Source organism: Pseudoxanthomonas winnipegensis (assembly GCF_030322905.1).
Taxonomy (GTDB): Bacteria; Pseudomonadota; Gammaproteobacteria; order Xanthomonadales; family Xanthomonadaceae; genus Pseudoxanthomonas_A; species Pseudoxanthomonas_A winnipegensis.
In genome coordinates, this window is the sequence record NZ_CP095475.1 from 3,027,680 (window position 1) to 3,045,165 (window position 17,486).

The following is a 17,486-nucleotide window of genomic DNA, read 5'->3' on the forward strand; positions in this document are numbered from 1 at the left end:
TACCAGCTGGAGTGTGAGCGCTGTCGAAGGGCGCCTGTGCGGTGTGGTGGCGCGGCCGGAGACTGGCCCTGTGGGAGCAACTGTCTCCTCAAATCTCGCAGCGGCCTGCCTGTAGAGCGGAGCTCGCTCCGCTGCTCTTCGTTCGGTTCGTGGGGACGGCCCCAGCGGAGCAAGCTCCGCTCTACAGGTGGGCGCCATGGCGGCGAAGGGCTTTGTCGGGAAAGCTTCTTCGCCGCCATGGCGGCTCCCACGGGGGATTGGTGCGGGCTCATGCTCTTTTGCGGACCTGCCAACTCAAGGCGAAGGCCGGAGCTGAATGGGCGCGCCTGCGTGCCACGAAGCTGGACAGAACGGCTAACAAGAAAGCCGTCGTTCCCGCGAAAGCGGGAATCTATGGACCCTCACGCGGTAGAGCCCCGAAGTCCCTGGATTCCCGCGTTCGCGGGAACGACGGTGGCGGGGGATGTCGGCGGCGTTTAGGGAAAGACCCGTTGGCCCCTCGGCCTCAGACCAGCTGCAGCTCGAAGGCCTTCAGCACCGCCCGGGTGCGGTCGCGCACACCCAGCTTGGACAGGATGTTGGAGACGTGGTTCTTGATCGTGCCCTCGGCCACGCCCAGCGAATTGGCGATCTCCTTGTTGGAGAAGCCCGAGGCCATCAGGCGCAGGATCTCGGTCTCGCGGTCGGTCAGCGGGTCCGGGCGGTCCAGGCTGACGAACTCGTTGCGCATGTGCTCCAGGCCCGAAAGCAGGCGCTGGGTCACCGCCGGCTGCACCAGCGAGCCGCCTTCGGCCACGGTGCGGATGGCGCCGACCAGCTGTTCCAGCGAGACGTCCTTGAGCAGATAGCCCTTGGCGCCGGCCTTGAGCCCGGCCAGCACCAGCTGGTCGTCGTCGAAGGTGGTCAGGATGATCGAGGGCGGCAGCTGGCCGGCGCGGGCCAGCGCCTGCAGCGCCTCTAGGCCGGACATCACCGGCATGCGCATGTCCATCAGGACCACGTCGGGGCGGACCTGCGGGATCAGCTCGACGGCCTGGCGACCGTCGGCGGCCTCGCCGACGACCTCGATGCCGTCGTCCAGGGCCAGCAGCGAACGGATGCCCTGGCGGACCAGGTTCTGGTCGTCGACCAGGCAGACGCGGATCATGGAAGTTCTCCGGAAGAAATCAGGGGCGCCGAGGCCGGCGTCAGCGGGCCGGACAGCAGCGGATCGTCGCTGGCCGCCGGCAGGCGCAGGGCCAGGCGGAAGCCCGCCCCCGGCGCGGTATCCAGCTGCAGCTGGCCGCCATACTGGCGCAGGCGCTCGCGCATGCCGCGCAGGCCGTTGCCGCCGATCAGCTCGGCCGCGCCGCGGCCGTCGTCGCGCGCGTCCATCACCAGCTCGGCACCCTCGCGCCGGCAGCGGATCCACAGATTGCGCGCCGCGGCATGGCGCACGGCGTTGGTGATGATCTCCTGGGCGCAGCGCAGCAGCACGTGGGCGCGCTCGGGATCCTCCAGGGTCAACGGCTCGTGCAGGTCCAGATGGATGTGCAGCGAGGGTACGTGCTCGGCCAGCGGACGCAGGGTGGCGGCCAGGTCGATCGAGCCGGACTCGCGCAGCTGGCTGACCGCCTCGCGCACGTCGTTGAGCAGCAGCCGCGCCAGGGTGTGCGCCTGGCGCACATGCTCCTGGGCGCGGCCCTCGGTGATGTGGCTGGCCACTTCCAGGTTGAGGCTGAGCGCGGTGAGGTGGTGGCCGAGCAGGTCGTGCAGCTCGCGCGAGATGCGGGTGCGCTCGTTGACGCGCGCGCTCTCGGTCAGCAGCACGCGGGTGGCGCGCAGCTCGGCATTGAGCCGGCGCTGCTCCTCGCGCGCCTGGGCCTGCTGCCGGGCCACATAGGCGGTGACCAGCACGAAGGCGGCGAAGCCCACATAGAAGGAGGACTGGAACACCGACTCCCAGAAGTTGAAGTCGTCCAGCGCCATGAACGAGGGCACCAGCGGCACGTGGGCGAACATCAGCCACAGCACCGCCCAGCGCAGCTCCAGCATCCACGGCAGCACGCCGGCCACCACCGCCAGCAGCAGCGCGCCCAGGCCGGTGCGGGTGTAGAAGCCCACCGCCACGGCCGAGGAGATCATCACCAGCAGCAACAGCACGCTGGACAGGCTGTGATGCTGCGGCGGGCGCTCGTGCAGGGTGCGGGTGGCCAGCCAGTAGCACAGGCCGAAGGCCAGATAGGCCAGCAGCGACATCGGCACGTTCAGGCTGGCGCCCTCGGCCCCGCGCGAGGGCGGCAGGAACCAGGCGTTGAGCACGATGGGAATGCCGACCAGCGCCCAGGTGTAGAGCCCGGCGGCACGCAACAGGCGGGTGTGGGCGATTCGTCCGAGCATGGCGGCATCTTACGGGCGTGCCGCGACCCGCGACCCGGCCTGAAGTCATGCCTGCGCGCATCCGACCTGCCGCAGCGGCCAGCCACCCATGCGATAATCGGCCCGCCCCGGCGGTGTCGGGCGCAGTTTTCCCCCGGAGTTGAAGCCCGATGTCCATCGTCATCCGCGACGTGCGCGAGCGCGAGCTGGATTCCGTCCTGGCCCTGAACAACAACGCTGGTCTGGCGATCCTGCCGCTGGACAGCGCCCGTGTGCACGAGTTCTACGAGCGCGCCGAGTATTTCCGCGTCGCCGAGCGCGATGGCAACCTGGCCGGCTTCCTGGTCGGCTTCGGCGCCGGCCAGGAGCACGACAGCAGCAACTACCGCTGGTTCCAGGAGCGCTATCCGGCCTTCTTCTATATCGACCGCATCGTGGTGGCCAGCCGCCGCCGCGGCGGCGGCGTGGGTCGGGCCTTCTATGCCGATGTGCAGAGCTATGCCGAGCTGCGCTACCCGCAGCTGGCCTGCGAGGTGTTCCTGGACCACGGCGCCGACTCGGCGCTGCTGTTCCATGGCAGCTTCGGCTTCCGCGAGGTCGGCCAGCACGTCATGGCCGGCGTCAAGGTCCGCGCCAGCATGCTGATGAAGGAGCTGTGCAGCTATCCCTGGGTGCTGGAGACCTACGGCGGCAAGCTGCCGCAGACCCCGTGGACGCGTACCCGCGCCTTCACCCCCGCCGGCGCGCAGGGGGCGAGCAACGCATGAGCAGCCCGTCCCCCACCACCCCCAACTACGAGCAGGCCGGCGAACTGAAGATCGGCCAGGTCGGCATCGCCAACCTGCGCGTGCGCACGCTGGACGTGGCCGCGCTGGTGCGCGAGATGCGCGAGCGTGTGGACCGCGCGCCCAAGCTGTTCGGCCGCGCCGCGGTGATCGTGGACTTCGGCGGCCTGATCCAGGCCCCTGACCTGACCACCGCCCGGGCGCTGGTCGACGGCCTGACCGGCGCCGGCGTGCTGCCGGTGGCCCTGGCCTACGGCACGGCCGAGATCGAGGCGCTGGCCGAACAGCTCGGCCTGCCGCTGCTGGCCAAGTTCCGCGCCCAGTACGAGCGCAGCGAGCCGGTCCAGGCCGCGCCGCCGCCTCCGCCTCCCCCGCCCGCCCCGGAGCCGCCCAAGCCCAAGGCCGTCGCGCAGCCCGGCATGGTGCTCAAGACCGCGGTGCGCTCGGGCCAGCAGATCTATGCCGAGCAGCGCGACCTGACCGTGCTGACTTCGGTCGGCGCCGGCGCCGAGGTCATCGCCGACGGCTCGATCCACATCTACGGCCCGCTGCGCGGGCGCGCGCTGGCCGGTGCCCAGGGCAACGAGGACGCGCGCATCTTCTGCAGCGCCTTCCACGCCGAACTGGTCGCCGTGGCCGGCCACTACAAGGTGCTGGACGACGTCCCGCGCGCGCTGCACGGCAAGCCCGTGCAGGTGTGGCTGGAAGACGGACAGCTGAACATCGCCGCGCAGACCTAGCGCGGCACAGATGGCCCTCACCGGGCCGTTCCCGCAACATGGCAAAGCTCCACCGCATTTCACATTCCAGGAGAACACCATTGGCTGAGATCATCGTCGTCACGTCCGGCAAGGGCGGCGTAGGCAAGACCACCACCAGCGCCAGCCTGGCCGTCGGCCTGGCCCGGCGCGGCAAGAAGGTCGCCGTCATCGACTTCGACGTGGGTCTGCGCAACCTGGACCTGATCATGGGCTGCGAGCGCCGCGTGGTGTACGACTTCATCAACGTCACCCAGGGCGAGGCCTCGCTCAAGCAGGCGCTGATCAAGGACAAGCGCTTCGACACGCTGTACGTGCTGGCCGCCTCGCAGACCCGCGACAAGGACGCCCTGACCACCGAAGGCGTGGAGAAGGTGCTCAAGGACCTGGACGCCGACGGCTTCGACTTCGTGGTCTGCGACTCGCCGGCCGGCATCGAGAAGGGCGCCTTCCTGGCGATGTACTTCGCCGACAAGGCGATCGTGGTGGTCAATCCGGAAGTGTCCTCGGTGCGCGACTCCGACCGCATCCTGGGCTTGCTGGATTCCAAGACCCGCAAGGCCGAACAGGGCGGCACGCTCAAGCCCAACCTGCTGCTGACGCGCTACAACCCGGCGCGCGTGGAGACCGGCGAAATGCTCTCGATCAAGGACGTGGAAGAGGTCCTGGGCCTGAAGACCATCGGCGTGATCCCCGAGTCGGGCGATGTGCTCAACGCCTCCAACAAGGGCGAGCCGGTGATCCTGGATCTGGAATCCCCGGCCGGCCAGGCCTACGACGATGCGGTGGCGCGCCTGCTGGGCGAAGACCGCCCGATGCGCTTCACCACAACGGAGAAGAAGGGCTTCTTCAGCAAGCTGTTCGGAGGTTGAGCATGGGCATGTTCGATTTCCTCAAGGCCAAGAAGAACACCGCCGAGACGGCCAAGAACCGTCTGCAGATCATCATCGCCCAGGAGCGCACCCAGCGCGGCGGGCCGGACTATCTGCCGCTGCTGCAGCGCGAGCTGCTGGAAGTGATCAAGAAGTACGTCAACATCGACGCCGACGCGGTCAAGGTCGACCTGCTCAAGGAAGGCGATCACGACGTGCTGGACATCTCGGTGGCCCTGCCCGAAGGCAAGGCCTGATCCAACCCGGCGCGGGCCGCCATGCCCGCGCCTTGCGCACAAGCACCGCCCCCATGTCGTCCCCGCACAACGCCCTGCCCGCTTCCGATTCCGCCCCGCCGCCCGGCAGCGAGGCGGCCATGGCCACGGTGCTGCGCGTGGACGAACTGCCGTTCGACACGCTGGCCGCGCTGCTGGCGCGCTTCGACCTGGTGCTGCACCGCGTGCCCGACGGCGTGCCGATCCCGGGCAGCTTCTGGGGCGATCCGGAGGCCGGGGTGATCGCGCACAACGTCTACGTGCGCGGCGACACGCCGGTGCACTCGCTGCTGCACGAGGCCTGCCACCTGATCGTGCTCACGCCCGAGGCGCGCGCGCTGGTGCACACCGATGCCACCGATTCGGACATCGAGGAAGACGCCACCTGCTACCTGCAGGTGGTGCTGGCCGACGAGCTGCCCGGCGTGGGCCGCGCGCGGCTGATGGCCGACATGGACGCGTGGGGCTATTCGTTCCGCATCGGCTCCACCGCCGGCTGGATGCAGCACGACGCCGAGGACGCGCGCCGCTGGCTGGCCCAGCGCGGCCTGCCGCACTAAACGGCGCACGGCTTCGACGACCCACTTCTTCGCGTTCGGGGACGCGCATGGACACCACTGCCGCTCCCAGGCCCGGACAGGCCTGGAACCACATGATCGTGATCGGCCGCGGCGCCAACCGCGTGTGCGTGATCGACCGGCGCGACACGCGCCAATGCCTGAAATTCATGCTGCCGCCGGCGCAGCGCACGCGCGTGGGCCTGCGCCAGCGGCTGGCGCGCTGGCGCGCGCAGCGCAAGCCCGCGCGCGATGAGAACCACGCCGAGCTGCGCGCCTGGCTGCAGCTGTCCGCGCGCATCCCGGCCGAGGAGCTGGCGCCGCACCTGGCCACCGTGCTGGGCATGTTCCGCACCGTCTACGGCCAGGCCCTGTGCTGCCAGCGGGTGACCCTGCCCGAAGGCGGCGATGCGCCCAGCCTGTACGCGCTGCTGTTCGAGGCGCCGCGCTATCCGGCCGCGACCCTGTGCGCCGCGGTCAGCGTGTTCGAGCAGTGGCTGCTGCGCCATCGCATCCCGCTGTTCGACCTCAACGCCGGCAATCTGCTGGTGCTGCCCGACGGGGACGGCGTGCGCCTGGTCTGCGTGGACGCCAAATCGGTGGTAGCCGGCAAGGAGATCGTGCCGTTCTCGCGCTGGGTCGGCGCGCTGGGCCGGCGCAAGATCCGCCGCCGCGCCGAGCGCCTGCGCGCGCGCATCCGCGCCGCCCTGCCCGACAACGGCGCCCCCAGCGCCGCACCATGAGCCGCGCTTGCGGCGTCTGGTCGGCTTCTCTAGCCTGCGGGCTCACCGCCTGAAGCAAAGGAAGCGCTCCGTGCCGCCACGCCACCTCGTGTTCGCCCTGGGCGCCGTGTCGCTGCTGGCCCTGGCCGGCTGCGGTTCGGACCAGCCGCCGGCCGATGGGATCCACGCCGCGCCCGAGGGCGAGACCGCGCAGGCCTTCGTCGCGCGCGTCAACGCCGGCCTGCGCGAGAGCGCGCCGGAGGTGAGCGCGGCGCAGTGGCTGTCCTCGACCTACATCAATCCGGACAGCCAGCGCCTGGCCGCCAAGACCAACGAGCGCGCGCTGACCCAGCTCAATGCCTGGATCGCGCAGTCGCGACGCTTCGAGGGCCAGCAGATGGCGCCCTCCGATGCGCGCGCCATCCACCTGCTCAAGCTGATGAGCGCCATGCCCGCGCCGCAGGACCCGGCCAAGCTGGCGCGTCTGACCCAGCTGTCGACCGAGCTGGAAGGCATGTACGGCGCCGGCAAGGCCTGCACCGGCGACGGCCCGACGCGCAACTGCCGCAGCCTGGGCGAGCTGGAGCAGGTGCTGGCGCACAGCCGCGACTACGACGCCCAGCTGCAGGCCTGGAGCGGCTGGCACGACGCGGCCACGCCGATGCGGGCACGCTACGGGCAGTTCGTCGACCTGATCAACGAAGGTGCGCGCGATATCGGCTTCGCCGATGCCGGCGAGCAGTGGCGCAGCGGCTACGACATGGCCCCGGGCGAGATCGCCGCGCAGACTGATCGCCTGTGGAACCAGGTCAAGCCGCTGTACCAGCAGCTGCACTGCTACGCGCGCACCCGGCTGGAGGCGCGCTACGGCATGCGCGGCCAGGTCGACGGCGGTCTGCTGCCGGCGCATCTGATGGGCAATATGTGGCAGCAGGACTGGAGCAACCTGTGGGACCTGCTGCAGCCCTATCCCGAGGCCGACGCGCTGGACATCACCGGCGCGCTGCAGGCGCGCAACGATGCCCAGTACGAGCGCACCCTGACCGACGCCGGCCTGGACACCACCGACCCGTTCGAATCCGCGCGCGATGCGGCCTATGGCGCGCAGCTGCGCGCCCTGGGCCATGCGCCCGACGCTAACGAACGCGAGCGCCTGAGCCGCAGCGCCTACGATGCGGCCATCGCGCGCCTGGGCGACCTGCGCCGCGACGCGGACCTGGCCAGCGCCAAGGACATGGCCCGGCGCGCGCAGGACTTCTACACCTCGCTGGGCATGCCGCCGCTGCCTGAGAGCTACTGGACCCGCGCGCAGTTCATCAAGCCGCGCGACCGCGAGGTGGTCTGCCACGCCAGCGCCTGGGACATGGACATGGCCGGCGACGTGCGCACCAAGATGTGCATCCGGCCCGACGAGGACAGCTTCACCACGCTCTACCACGAGCTGGGGCACCTGTATTACGACCTGGCCTACAACCGGCAGCCGCCGGTGTTCCAGGCCGGTGCCAACGACGGCTTCCACGAGGCCATCGGCGACACCATCGTGCTGGCGATGACGCCCCGCTACCTGGCCTCGATCGGCCTGGTGCGCGAGGCGACGCAGGATGAGCCGGCGCTGGTCAACGCGCAGATGCGCATGGCGCTGAGCAAGGTGGCCTTCCTGCCGTTCGGGCTGATGATCGACCGCTGGCGCTGGGGCGTGTTCGACGGCTCGATCAAGCCGGACCACTACAACCGCGCCTGGTGGCAGCTCAAGACGCAGTACCAGGGCGTGGCCCCGGCCACGCCGCGCGGCGAGGAGTACTTCGACGCCGGCGCCAAGTACCACGTGCCGGCCAACACGCCGTATACGCGCTACTTCATGGCGGCGATCCTGCAGTTCCAGTTCTACAAGGCGCTGTGCGATGCCGCCGGCCATACCGGGCCGCTCAACCAGTGCAGCTTCTACGGCAACAAGGTCGCCGGGCAGAAGTTCTGGGCGATGCTGAGCCAGGGCGCCAGCCAGCCCTGGCCGCAGACGCTCAAGGCGCTGACCGGCAGCGAGGCGATGGACGCCGGCCCGATGCTGGAATACTTCCAGCCCCTGCAGGCCTGGCTCAAGCAGCAGAACGAGGGGCGCAGCTGCGGCTGGCAGGTGCCGGCGGCCGCTGCGGCCGACACCGCGGGCTGAAGCCGCTAGAAACCGGCCTCGTCGGCCAGCAGCGCCCAGCGCTCGTGGTCCTGCCAGATGCCGTCGATGCGCAGATAGCGCGGCGAGAAGCCTTCCAGGCGGAAGCCGGCGCCGCGGGCCAGCGCGATCGAGGCGGCGTTGCCGGGCTGGATATTGGCCTCGAGGCGATGCAGGCCGACCTCGCCGAACAGATGCGCGGTCACCTGCGGCAGCGCCTCGCGCATCAGGCCGCGCCCGGCGCAGGGCACGCAGGCGTAGTAGCCCAGGTAGGCGCTGAGCAGGTTGCCGCGGCTGATCTGGCTGGCGTTGAACACCCCGACGATGGCGCCGCTATCGCGTTCGCGTGCGATCAGGCTCACGTAGTCATCGGCCAGGGTGCGGGCGAACCAGGCCTCGAATCCGGGCTGGTCCAGGCAGGGCGACACCCAGGGACGATGCAGGGCCACGCTGGCGCGGTGCGCGGCGATCAGCGCGGTCGCATCGGTGCGCAGCAGCGGCCGCACGCCGACGCGCGAGGCGGAAGCGGCCATGCGGCTCAGTGGGTCTCCGGCTCGCCCTGCAGGCCGGCCACCAGCTGCTGGCGGAACTGGTCGAAGCTCAGGCCCTGGCCGGCGGCCTCGGCATGGGCGGCATGCTTGAGATCGTCCGAATAGACCAGGCGCACGTTGGTGCCGGCGCGGTCGTGCAGTTCGGCCGCGCGCAGGATCAGCGCCAGCACGTGCGCGGCACTGTCCGATTCGCCGGCGATGCGCCCGTCCATGCCCAGCACCCACTGCCCGTCGCGGCGCACGATCCCGGCCAGCAGCTGCTTGTCGTCGTCGCGCAGCTCGGCATGCGGTTCGATCGGCGAAGGCGCGCCAAGGCCGGCGGCGGCCTGGTTGCGAGCCCGCTGCTCGCGGCGCTTGCGCGCATCGCGCCGCTGCTTGGAGGTGATCGACATGGCATCGGCCCGGGACGATAAGGGGCCGATAGGGTACCGCGGCGGGGTCTGGCCCGGGTCTGTCGAGAGGCCCCGGGACGCCATCAATAGTGTCCGAACCGTCGTTGCCGCGAAGGCGGGAACCTAAGAACTTCGAGGGTTAGGCGTCGTGTCTCGATGACGACAGGGTTCGCCCCAAGAAACGGCAGGGCCCGCTAGTAACAACGAGCCCGTTCCGCTCCCCGCCCTAAGCCGCCTTCGCCGGCGCCAGCGCCTCGGCGGCCAGGCGATACGAATGCTTGCGCGCCCCGTGGTCGTAGATGTTGGCGACGATGATCAGCTCGTCCGGGCGATGGCGATCGATGAAGGCTTCCAGCCCCTTGCGCACGGTCGCCGGCGCGCCGACCACGCTGCAGGCCAGCGCGCGCTCGACCCCGGCCTTCTCGTGCGGCTGCCAGTAGGCCTCGATATCGTCGATCGGCGGCGGGATCTTGCCCGGCCGGCCGCGGCGCAGGTTGACGAAGGCCTGCTGGGCGGTGGTGAAAAGCCGGCGCGCCTCCTCGTCAGTGTCGGCAGCGATCACGTTGAGGCCGAGAGCGGCATAAGGCTGCTGCAGATGGCGCGAGGGCCGGAAGTCGCGGTGATAGACCGCCAGCGCCTGATCCATCGCGTCGGGCGCGAAGTGCGAGGCGAAGGCGAACGGCAGCCCCAGCTGCGCGGCCAGGGTGGCACTGAACAGGCTCGAGCCCAGCAGCCACACCGGCACGTCCAGGCCAGCGCCGGGCACGGCCTGCACCAGCTGTCCGGGCTCGGCCGGGGCGAAGTAGCGCAGCAGCTCGGTCACATCGGCCGGGAACTGGTCGGCGCTGTCGAAGTAGCGGCGCAGCGCGCGGGCGGTGGGCTGGTCGGTGCCCGGCGCGCGGCCCAGCCCCAGGTCGATGCGTCCGGGATACAGCGAGGCCAGCGTGCCGAACTGTTCGGCCACCTGCAGCGGCGCGTGGTTGGGCAGCATCACGCCGCCCGAGCCGACCCGGATGGTCGAGGTGCCGCCGGCGACATAGCCGATCAGCACCGCGGTGGCGGCGCTGGCGATGCCGGGCATGTTGTGGTGCTCGGCCAGCCAGTAGCGGGTATAGCCCAGGCCTTCGGCGTGGCGGGCCAGATCCAGCACGTTGGCGAAGGCCTGGCTCGGCGTGCTGCCCTCGCACACCGGGGCCAGGTCCAGGACCGAATAGGGAATGATCGGGGAAGAGGTACTCATGCCCCTTGAGATGGGGCCAGGGCGCCCGGCTTCCAGCCCTGTCAGCGCGATGCTGTATTCAGCTCAGCAGGTCGTACGGCCCGCCCTGGGCCAGCGCGCGCTGGTAGGCAAGCCGGGCGTGGATGCGCTGGATGAAGCCCGCCAGCAGCGGATGGCCCTCGAAGCCATAGCGCGCCTGCGCGGCCTCCAGCGGGAAGCTCATCTGCACATCGGCGGCGCTGAAATCCTCGCCGGCGAACCAGGCGTGGCGGCCCAACTCCTGCTCCAAATAGTCCAGGTGCAGCTTGATCTGCGGGCGTGCGAAGCCGGCCATCGCCTTGTCGGCGATGCCGCGGGCGATGGGCTTGGCGAAGAACGGCATCGGCGCGCTGCGGATCCGGCTCAGCACCAGGGTGATCAGCAGCGGCGGCATCAGCGAGCCTTCCGCATAGTGCAGCCAGTAGCGATAGCGCAGGTGGGCATCGGTGCCCGGTGTCGGCGCGAAGGCGCGGGCCACGTCGTAGCGCTCGACCAGGTATTCGATGATCGCCCCGGATTCGGCCAGTAGCCGGCCCTCGTCCTCGATCAGCGGCGACTTGCCCAGCGGGTGGATCCTGCGCAGCTCCGGCGGCGCCAGCATCGTGCGCGCATCGCGCTGATAGCGGACCACGGTGTAGTCCAGGCCCAGTTCCTCCAGCAGCCACAGCACGCGCTGGGAGCGGGAATTGTTGAGGTGATGGACGGTGATCATGAACGGGAGGCTTCCAGGGCGGGCGATCGGTCAGGATAGCCGCGGACCCCGCTGCATCGCGTCGTCGTCAATTTGAGTATCGTGTCACCCTGGAATCAGGGGGCTGGTCACGGATGGGTTGGTTCAACGGTCGGGTCGATGACCTGGCTCCGGAGCAGCGCAGCGCGCTCATCGAGCAGCAGCAGCGCGAATCCGGGCGCTATGTCGAAGTGCTGTTCGTGGCGACGCCGCTGGTGTTCGTCATCAGCGGCATGCGCGACCTGCTGACCGGCCAACCCGACGCCTGGCGGCTGATGGCCGTGCGCGGCGCCACCGCGGTGGCGGTCCTGATCATCGGCTGGGTCGTGCGGATGCGCGGGCTGCGTTCGGACACGGCCGGCAGCCTGGCGGTGCTGGGCGTGCTGATCGCCAGCGGCGCGCTGGCCTACAGCGTCACCCTCGACCCGCACGGCCTGGGCCTGGCCCATGTGGTCCTGCTGCTGATGGCCATGCACGCCCTGCCGCTGAGCCTGCGCCTGCGCGATGCGATCGGCATGGGCGCGGCGCTGCTGCTGCCGTCGCTGGCGATGCTGGTGCTGGTGCACGCCTCGCTGGCGAGCTGGCTCCCCGACCTGGCCCTGCTCGTGCTGGGCATCGGCGCGGGCCTGATGCTGCGCCGGCGGCGCCTGGACATCGCCCTGGAGCTGTTCGAACTGCGCAGCAAGCTGGAGCTGCGCGTGGACATGGACATGCTGACCGGCCTGCTCAATCGCGAGGGCTGGTTCCGCGCCGCGCGGGTGGTGTTCACCCTGACCCGCGATGCGCGTCGGCCCATGACCCTGGCCTACCTGGACCTGGATCACTTCAAGCGCATCAACGACGAGCTGGGCCACGACGCCGGCGACCGCGCGCTGGCGCTGGTGGCCGACGCGATGCGCCGCTACGCGCGCCGCCAGGACATCGTCGGGCGCCTGGGCGGCGAGGAATTCGTGCTGCTGATGCCGGGCCTGCCCGAGATGCAGGCCGTGCGCCAGATCCAGGACCTGTGCGAGGCGGTGCGGCGGATCGAGTTCGGCCGCAGCATCACCTTCAGCGCCGGCCTCAGCCAGGTGCGCACCACCGACCGGCTGGAAGACACCATGCGCCGCGCCGACCACGCCCTGCTGCAGGCCAAGCGCGACGGCCGCGACCGGGTGCTGCGCGCGCCGGCCAACTAGGCCTAGCCGGCCGCGACCGGGCGCAGATCCGGCGTCAGCGCCAGGCGGTCGTCGAACACGAAACAGGCGCCGTCGTAATGACGCCCGCCGACCTGCTCGAAGTAACCCAGGATGCCGCCCTCCAGCTGCAGCACGTTGGCCATGCCGGTGTCGTGCATCCACAGCGCGGCCTTCTCGCAGCGCACCCCGCCCGTGCAGAAGCTCACCACCGTCGCGTCGGCCAGCGCTGCGCGGTGCGGCGCCAGCGCCTCGGGCAGCTGGGTGAAGTCGGTGATCGGCAGGGTCAGCGCGCCGGCGAAGGTGCCGTGGCCGACCTCCTCTTCGTTGCGGGTATCAAGCAGCCGCACCGGCTTGCCCGCGTCGTCGTGGCCCTGGTCTAGCCAGCGCGCCAGCGTCTGCGGCGTCACCGCCGGGGCGCGGTCGCGGCCCAGCGGCTCGCTGCCGGGATGACGGAAGGTGATGATCTCCGGCTTGACCTTGGCCTTGAGCCGGGCGAAGGGCACCGCATCGCTCCAGCTCTCCTTGATGACGATCTGCGCCAGGCCCGGCTCGGCGCGCAGCGCCTGGACGAAGTCGCGCACCGCCGGCGCCTGCCCCGCCAGGAACACATTCAGCCCTTCCGGCGAGACCAGCAGCGTGCCGCGCAGGTCGGCGGCCTGCGCGCGCGCCAGCAGCGCATTGGCCAGGGCCTGCGGGTCGTCGATGGCGACGAAGTGGTAGGCGGCGATGTTGAGGATCATGCCGGCCATTTTACGGGGGCTCAGCGCAGCAGCCACCACGGCAGCGCCAGGGTCAGCGCGAGGATCGCGACGATCGCCAGCAGCATCCCGGCCACGTACAGCGGCCGCGCGCGCAGCTGGCGGGCGAAGGTGTCGGCGGTGCCGTCCTGTTGCGCCTGCTGGCGCGCCGCCCGGGCCCGTTCGCCACGCTCGGCCTGGTACTCGGCCATCAAGGCCTTGGCGCGCGGCAGGTCCGCCTCGTCCTTCAGCCAGATGCCGCCATGGCTGATGCCCCAGCTGCTGGGCGTGGTCTCGTAGAAGGCGATGCCCGCGCGCGTGAGCCATGCGCGCACCTCGCCGGCTTCGTCGTCGGGCACGTTGCGCAGGTTGAGCAGGAGCTTGGCCATGCGCACAGGATAGCGGGCTGCTACCTTGGCGCGCCTTGCCACCTCTACAGGAGCGCACGATGCGCCGATGGATTCCTCTGGCCCTGACCCTGGCGCTGGCCGCCTGCGCACCGCCGCGCCAGCCGATCGAACTGCACGGCGGCGTGGACACGCTGCAGGTGCATGAGATCAACGTCGGCCAGGGCGCACTGGCCAAGCCGGGCGACAACGTCAGCGTGCACTACACCGGCTGGATCTACGACGACACCAAGCCGGACAAGCATGGGCCGAAGTTCGACAGTTCCATCGATCGCGGCACGCCCTTCACCTTCCCGCTCGGCGGCGGCCAGGTCATCAAGGGCTGGGACCAGGGCGTGGCGGGGATGAAGGTCGGCGGCAAGCGCACGCTGATGATTCCGGCCGCGCTGGGCTATGGCGACGAGGGCGCCGGCGGCGTCATCCCGCCGGGCGCCTCGCTGGTGTTCGACGTGGAGCTGCTGGACGTCAAGGCGCCGTAAGCACCCAGCGCTCGGTGGGAGCCACCATGGCGGCGCTGGAGCTTTCCCGGTAAAGCCTCATCGCCGCCATGGCGGCTCCCACATGAAAAGCCTCGTAAGCGCCTGCTTTTCGTGGCGGCCGCCCCTGCGGCCTTCTCGGCCTATGGCGGATCCCACCTGTAGAGCGGAGCTTGCTCCGCTGTGGCTTCCCGACGATCCGTCCGAAAGGCAGCGGAGCAAGCTCCGCTCTACACAGAGGCTGCGACTCGATCTGAGGCCTGTTGCTCCCACATAAGGCCTATGGCGTCTTCGTCGCCTTCACCGGCTTCAGCGCCAGATCCTGGAAGTCGAAGCTGAAGTCGGTCAGCGGCGAGATCGGCTCCATGCCGGCGCCGGTGATCTGGCCGTCGGCATCCAGCTGGAAGGTGAGGAAGGCATCGGCGTTGAGCCAGCGCTCGCGCCAGCGCACCACGAAGGTGTCGTGCTGCCAGTGGCTGAGCTCGCCGACCAGCTGCGGCGTCTTGGTGAAGCGGATCACCAGCTTGCCGTTCTCCTGCGCGATCACGATGTCGCCATACCAGGCATCGCGATAGGTCTGCGCGTAGCGGGCCAGCGGCAGCGAGGGCTTGGAGCTGGCGTCGCGCGCGGCCTGGTGCTTGGCCCAGCTTTCGTCGGCATCGCCGTGCGACTTGGCCACGGCCTTGGCGTAGGCGGCGTTCCAGTCGGTCTTCGGCGCGTCCAGGTAGGCGTCCAGCGCGCGCAGGGTGACCGCGTTGAAGGCCGCGCCGACCTCCTGGTTGGTCAGCACGATCACGCCCAGCTTCTCCTGCGGGACCAGGGTGATGCGCGAGACCATGCCCGGCCAGCCGCCCGTGTGCCAGACCAGCTTGCGGCCGCGGTAGTCCGAGAGCATCCAGCCCTCGCCATAGCCGAAGTAGTTGGGCTTGACCGCGGCCAGCTCCGGCACCGAGGGCTCGGACACCGGGATGGGCGTGAGCATGGTCCACATGTCGGCCTGGCGCTTGGCGCTGAACAGGCGCTTGGCGCTTTCGCCCTCTCCGGAGATCACTCCGCCGTTGAGCTGGGCGATCACCCACTTGGACAGGTCGTGCACGCTGGAATAGATCCCGCCGGCGCCGCCGACGTTGGACCAGGTCATGCGCGGTGCGGGCACCAGCCGGGTGAAATCCTCCTTGGAATGCCCGGTGGCCACATCGTCGCCGGGCTTGAGGTCGTCGCTGTTGTAGACCGTGTCGTCCATGCCCAGCGGCTTGAAGAAGCGCTGCTGCAGGAACTGCTTGTACGGCATGCCCGAGGCCTGCTCGATCACCAGCTGGGCCACGCCGAACAGGATGTTGTCGTAGGCGTACTGATAGCGGAACCCGCCCTTGATCGGCACGTCCTTGAGCCGCTGCGCGACCTCCTGGTTGGTGTAGGTGGTCGTCGGCCAGTACAACAGGTCGCCGGCGCCCAGCGACAGGCCGCTGCGATGGGCCAGCAGGTCGCGGATGCGCAGCTCGTGGGTCACCATGGGATCGGACATGCGGAACCACGGCAGGTGGTCGATGACGCGATCGTCCAGGCTCAGCTTGCCCTCGTCGGCGAGCATGGCGATGGAGGCGGAGGTGAAGGCCTTGGTGTTGGAGGCGATCGCGAACAGCGTCCTGGCGTCCACCTTCTCCGGCTTGCCCAGCTCGCGCAGACCGTAACCGCGCTCGAGCACCACCTGCCCGTCCTTGACGATGGCCACGGCGATGCCGGGCACATCGAAGGTCTCGCGCGTCTTGTCGACATAGGCGTCGAAGTCCACCAGCTGCGCCGGCGGCGGCTCGACGGACAGCGCCTGCCCGGAAGAGGCGGCGCCCAGCAGGCCAGCAGTCAACAGCGCCCCCGCAAGGGTCGGCATCACGCGCATCGAAGTTCCCCGGTTGGAAAGAGAGACAGCCTCGCACGATAGCCGCCGCGCGCGACAACGTGGCCTGCCATCGGTCATGCGCGCGGCCCTTCATAATGGCGCGATGTCCCAAGCTCGCTCCCCCGCTCCCACCCTGGCCGTGATCGGCGGCGGCCCGGCCGGCCTGATGGCGGCCCAGACCGCGCGGGAGGCAGGCCTGGAAGTGGCGGTCTACGAGGCCAAGGGCTCGGTCGGGCGCAAGTTCCTGATCGCCGGCAAGGGCGGCATGAACCTCACCCATTCCGAGCCGCGCCCGCAGTTCGATGCCCGCTACTTCGAACGCGCCGCGCAGGTCGGCGCCTGGCTGGACGACTTCGATGCCGATGCGCTGCGCGCCTGGGCGCGCGGACTGGGCGTGGACACCTTCGTCGGCAGTTCCGGGCGCGTGTTCCCCAGCGACATGAAGGCCGCGCCGCTGCTGCGCGCCTGGGTGCGCCGGCTCAAGGACCAGGGCGTGCGCTTCCACGTCCAGCATCGCTGGACCGGCTGGGAGGCGGACGGGGCGCTGCGCTTCGACACGCCGCAGGGCCCGCTGCGGGTGGCGGCCGATGCGACGGTGCTGGCCCTGGGTGGGGCGAGCTGGCCGCAGCTGGGTTCGGACGGCGCCTGGCAGCCGTGGCTGGCCGCGCGCGGCGTGGACGTGGTGCCGCTCAAACCCGCCAACTGCGGCTTCGACATCGCCTTCAGCGCGCACATGCGCCCGCACGCCGGCGCGCCGCTCAAGCCGGTGGTGGCGCACTGGCGCGACGCGGACGGCGCGGCGCACGCGCTGCAGGGCGAATGCGTGCTCACCGAGACCGGCATCGAAGGCAGCCTGATCTACGCCATCGCCCCGGCCCTGCGCGAGGCGATCGCGCGCGAGGGCCAGGCCACGCTCGAACTCGATCTGGCGCCGGGCCGCGACCTGCCGCGCCTGATCGCCGAGCTGTCGCGGCCGCGCAAGGGCCGCTCGGTGGGCGAACACCTGCGCCGCACCGTGGGCATCGAAGGCGCCAAGGCCGCGCTGGTGTTCGAGACGGTCGCCGCTGCCGCCCGGCAGGACGCCACCGCACTCGCCCAGGCGATCCACCGCCTGCCGCTGACGCTGCTGCGCCCGCGCCCGGTGGCCGAGGTCATCAGCAGCGCCGGCGGCGTGCGTCTGGAGGCGCTGGACGCGCAGGCGATGCTGCAGGCGGTGCCGGGCGCGTTCTGCGCCGGCGAGATGCTGGACTGGGAAGCCCCGACCGGTGGCTATCTGCTCACCGCGTGTTTCGCCTCGGGCCACCGCGCCGGCATGGGCGCGGCAGCCTGGGCGAAAGGTCGTCGCATCGGGGACTGACGACCGTATTGG

The 17,486-nt window shown here is 70.3% G+C and carries 19 protein-coding genes; 10 read left to right on the top strand and 9 right to left on the bottom strand.

The features are described from left to right. Positions 1-505 precede the first annotated feature (505 nt). Both MWN52_RS13380 and MWN52_RS13385 read right to left on the bottom strand, forming a co-directional pair. Positions 506-1,147: a response regulator gene (locus MWN52_RS13380; RefSeq protein ID WP_130517510.1), complete on the bottom strand. Its 642-nt coding sequence runs from the start codon at positions 1,145-1,147 to the stop codon at positions 506-508. Then, entirely contained in the window at positions 1,144-2,379 is a 1,236-nt protein-coding gene (locus MWN52_RS13385) for a sensor histidine kinase (RefSeq protein ID WP_130517508.1), read from the bottom strand. The genes MWN52_RS13380 and MWN52_RS13385 overlap by 4 nt, the downstream gene beginning before the upstream one ends. A gap of 149 nt (positions 2,380-2,528) precedes the next feature. Between MWN52_RS13385 and MWN52_RS13390 the strand changes: the two genes are divergently transcribed. The 7 genes from MWN52_RS13390 (at position 2,529) to MWN52_RS13420 (ending at position 8,494) form a co-directional block, all read left to right on the top strand. Further along, a complete protein-coding gene (locus tag MWN52_RS13390) occupies positions 2,529-3,125 on the top strand; it encodes a GNAT family N-acetyltransferase (protein WP_130517506.1) in 597 nt (198 codons plus the stop codon). Then, a complete protein-coding gene (gene minC / locus MWN52_RS13395) occupies positions 3,122-3,883 on the top strand; it encodes a septum site-determining protein MinC (protein ID WP_130524833.1) in 762 nt (253 codons plus the stop codon). Before MWN52_RS13390 ends, minC begins: the two co-directional genes overlap by 4 nt. A gap of 80 nt (positions 3,884-3,963) precedes the next feature. Continuing rightward, positions 3,964-4,773, top strand: coding sequence for a septum site-determining protein MinD (gene minD, locus MWN52_RS13400; protein ID WP_130517502.1), 810 nt, complete (start codon positions 3,964-3,966; stop codon positions 4,771-4,773). 2 nt (positions 4,774-4,775) lie between these two features. Further along, entirely contained in the window at positions 4,776-5,030 is a 255-nt protein-coding gene (minE, locus tag MWN52_RS13405) for a cell division topological specificity factor MinE (RefSeq protein ID WP_130517500.1), read from the top strand. 53 nt (positions 5,031-5,083) lie between these two features. After that, positions 5,084-5,608: a hypothetical protein gene (locus MWN52_RS13410; protein WP_425608036.1), complete on the top strand. Its 525-nt coding sequence runs from the start codon at positions 5,084-5,086 to the stop codon at positions 5,606-5,608. Positions 5,609-5,655: 47 nt separating this feature from the next. After that, positions 5,656-6,348 carry a YrbL family protein gene (locus tag MWN52_RS13415; protein ID WP_286574996.1) on the top strand — a complete coding sequence of 231 codons (693 nt, stop codon included), beginning with the start codon at positions 5,656-5,658 and terminating at the stop codon, positions 6,346-6,348. A gap of 70 nt (positions 6,349-6,418) precedes the next feature. Beyond that, a complete protein-coding gene (locus MWN52_RS13420) occupies positions 6,419-8,494 on the top strand; it encodes a M2 family metallopeptidase (protein WP_286574997.1) in 2,076 nt (691 codons plus the stop codon). Positions 8,495-8,499: 5 nt separating this feature from the next. Here the strand turns inward: MWN52_RS13420 and MWN52_RS13425 are convergent, their stop codons facing one another. From MWN52_RS13425 to MWN52_RS13440, 4 genes are all read right to left on the bottom strand, one after another. Further along, the gene (locus MWN52_RS13425; RefSeq protein ID WP_286574998.1) at positions 8,500-9,024 is read right to left on the bottom strand and encodes a GNAT family N-acetyltransferase; all 525 of its coding nucleotides are present in this window, start codon (positions 9,022-9,024) and stop codon (positions 8,500-8,502) included. A gap of 5 nt (positions 9,025-9,029) precedes the next feature. Then, positions 9,030-9,434, bottom strand: a complete 405-nt coding sequence (locus MWN52_RS13430; protein WP_286574999.1) for a hypothetical protein — start codon at positions 9,432-9,434, stop codon at positions 9,030-9,032. Between the two features lie 226 nt (positions 9,435-9,660). Next, the gene (locus tag MWN52_RS13435; RefSeq protein ID WP_130528764.1) at positions 9,661-10,656 is read right to left on the bottom strand and encodes an LLM class flavin-dependent oxidoreductase; all 996 of its coding nucleotides are present in this window, start codon (positions 10,654-10,656) and stop codon (positions 9,661-9,663) included. A gap of 76 nt (positions 10,657-10,732) precedes the next feature. Next, the gene (locus MWN52_RS13440; protein WP_286575000.1) at positions 10,733-11,404 is read right to left on the bottom strand and encodes a glutathione S-transferase; all 672 of its coding nucleotides are present in this window, start codon (positions 11,402-11,404) and stop codon (positions 10,733-10,735) included. Between the two features lie 113 nt (positions 11,405-11,517). On the opposite strand from MWN52_RS13440, the gene MWN52_RS13445 reads away from it, so the two are divergent. Continuing rightward, entirely contained in the window at positions 11,518-12,600 is a 1,083-nt protein-coding gene (locus tag MWN52_RS13445; RefSeq protein ID WP_130554018.1) for a GGDEF domain-containing protein, read from the top strand. A 2-nt stretch (positions 12,601-12,602) separates the two neighbouring features. On the opposite strand, the gene MWN52_RS13450 is transcribed toward MWN52_RS13445, so the two are convergent. After that, positions 12,603-13,340 carry a sulfurtransferase gene (locus MWN52_RS13450; RefSeq protein WP_286575001.1) on the bottom strand — a complete coding sequence of 246 codons (738 nt, stop codon included), beginning with the start codon at positions 13,338-13,340 and terminating at the stop codon, positions 12,603-12,605. A 20-nt stretch (positions 13,341-13,360) separates the two neighbouring features. Further along, positions 13,361-13,726, bottom strand: a complete 366-nt coding sequence (locus MWN52_RS13455) for a DUF6164 family protein (protein ID WP_286575002.1) — start codon at positions 13,724-13,726, stop codon at positions 13,361-13,363. Positions 13,727-13,785: 59 nt separating this feature from the next. Between MWN52_RS13455 and MWN52_RS13460 the strand changes: the two genes are divergently transcribed. After that, positions 13,786-14,223: an FKBP-type peptidyl-prolyl cis-trans isomerase gene (locus tag MWN52_RS13460; protein WP_286575003.1), complete on the top strand. Its 438-nt coding sequence runs from the start codon at positions 13,786-13,788 to the stop codon at positions 14,221-14,223. A 277-nt stretch (positions 14,224-14,500) separates the two neighbouring features. On the opposite strand, the gene MWN52_RS13465 is transcribed toward MWN52_RS13460, so the two are convergent. Further along, positions 14,501-16,108, bottom strand: a complete 1,608-nt coding sequence (locus tag MWN52_RS13465; protein WP_286575004.1) for a serine hydrolase — start codon at positions 16,106-16,108, stop codon at positions 14,501-14,503. A gap of 112 nt (positions 16,109-16,220) precedes the next feature. On the opposite strand from MWN52_RS13465, the gene MWN52_RS13470 reads away from it, so the two are divergent. Next, a complete protein-coding gene (locus tag MWN52_RS13470; protein WP_286575005.1) occupies positions 16,221-17,474 on the top strand; it encodes a TIGR03862 family flavoprotein in 1,254 nt (417 codons plus the stop codon). The last annotated feature ends 12 nt before the right edge of the window (positions 17,475-17,486 follow it).

What these genes read in the sequence shown, in the direction of transcription:
- MWN52_RS13380 (WP_130517510.1), bottom strand. Translation starts at nt 1,147, where the DNA reads ATGATCCGCGTCTGCCTGGTCGACGACCAGAACCTGGTCCGCCAGGGC.
- MWN52_RS13385 (WP_130517508.1), bottom strand. Translation starts at nt 2,379, where the DNA reads ATGCTCGGACGAATCGCCCACACCCGCCTGTTGCGTGCCGCCGGGCTC.
- MWN52_RS13390 (WP_130517506.1), top strand. Translation starts at nt 2,529, where the DNA reads ATGTCCATCGTCATCCGCGACGTGCGCGAGCGCGAGCTGGATTCCGTC.
- minC (WP_130524833.1), top strand. Translation starts at nt 3,122, where the DNA reads ATGAGCAGCCCGTCCCCCACCACCCCCAACTACGAGCAGGCCGGCGAA.
- minE (WP_130517500.1), top strand. Translation starts at nt 4,776, where the DNA reads ATGGGCATGTTCGATTTCCTCAAGGCCAAGAAGAACACCGCCGAGACG.
- MWN52_RS13410 (WP_425608036.1), top strand. Translation starts at nt 5,084, where the DNA reads ATGTCGTCCCCGCACAACGCCCTGCCCGCTTCCGATTCCGCCCCGCCG.
- MWN52_RS13415 (WP_286574996.1), top strand. Translation starts at nt 5,656, where the DNA reads ATGGACACCACTGCCGCTCCCAGGCCCGGACAGGCCTGGAACCACATG.
- MWN52_RS13425 (WP_286574998.1), bottom strand. Translation starts at nt 9,024, where the DNA reads ATGGCCGCTTCCGCCTCGCGCGTCGGCGTGCGGCCGCTGCTGCGCACC.
- MWN52_RS13430 (WP_286574999.1), bottom strand. Translation starts at nt 9,434, where the DNA reads ATGTCGATCACCTCCAAGCAGCGGCGCGATGCGCGCAAGCGCCGCGAG.
- MWN52_RS13440 (WP_286575000.1), bottom strand. Translation starts at nt 11,404, where the DNA reads ATGATCACCGTCCATCACCTCAACAATTCCCGCTCCCAGCGCGTGCTG.
- MWN52_RS13445 (WP_130554018.1), top strand. Translation starts at nt 11,518, where the DNA reads ATGGGTTGGTTCAACGGTCGGGTCGATGACCTGGCTCCGGAGCAGCGC.
- MWN52_RS13450 (WP_286575001.1), bottom strand. Translation starts at nt 13,340, where the DNA reads ATGATCCTCAACATCGCCGCCTACCACTTCGTCGCCATCGACGACCCG.
- MWN52_RS13455 (WP_286575002.1), bottom strand. Translation starts at nt 13,726, where the DNA reads ATGGCCAAGCTCCTGCTCAACCTGCGCAACGTGCCCGACGACGAAGCC.
- MWN52_RS13460 (WP_286575003.1), top strand. Translation starts at nt 13,786, where the DNA reads ATGCGCCGATGGATTCCTCTGGCCCTGACCCTGGCGCTGGCCGCCTGC.
- MWN52_RS13465 (WP_286575004.1), bottom strand. Translation starts at nt 16,108, where the DNA reads ATGCCGACCCTTGCGGGGGCGCTGTTGACTGCTGGCCTGCTGGGCGCC.
- MWN52_RS13470 (WP_286575005.1), top strand. Translation starts at nt 16,221, where the DNA reads ATGTCCCAAGCTCGCTCCCCCGCTCCCACCCTGGCCGTGATCGGCGGC.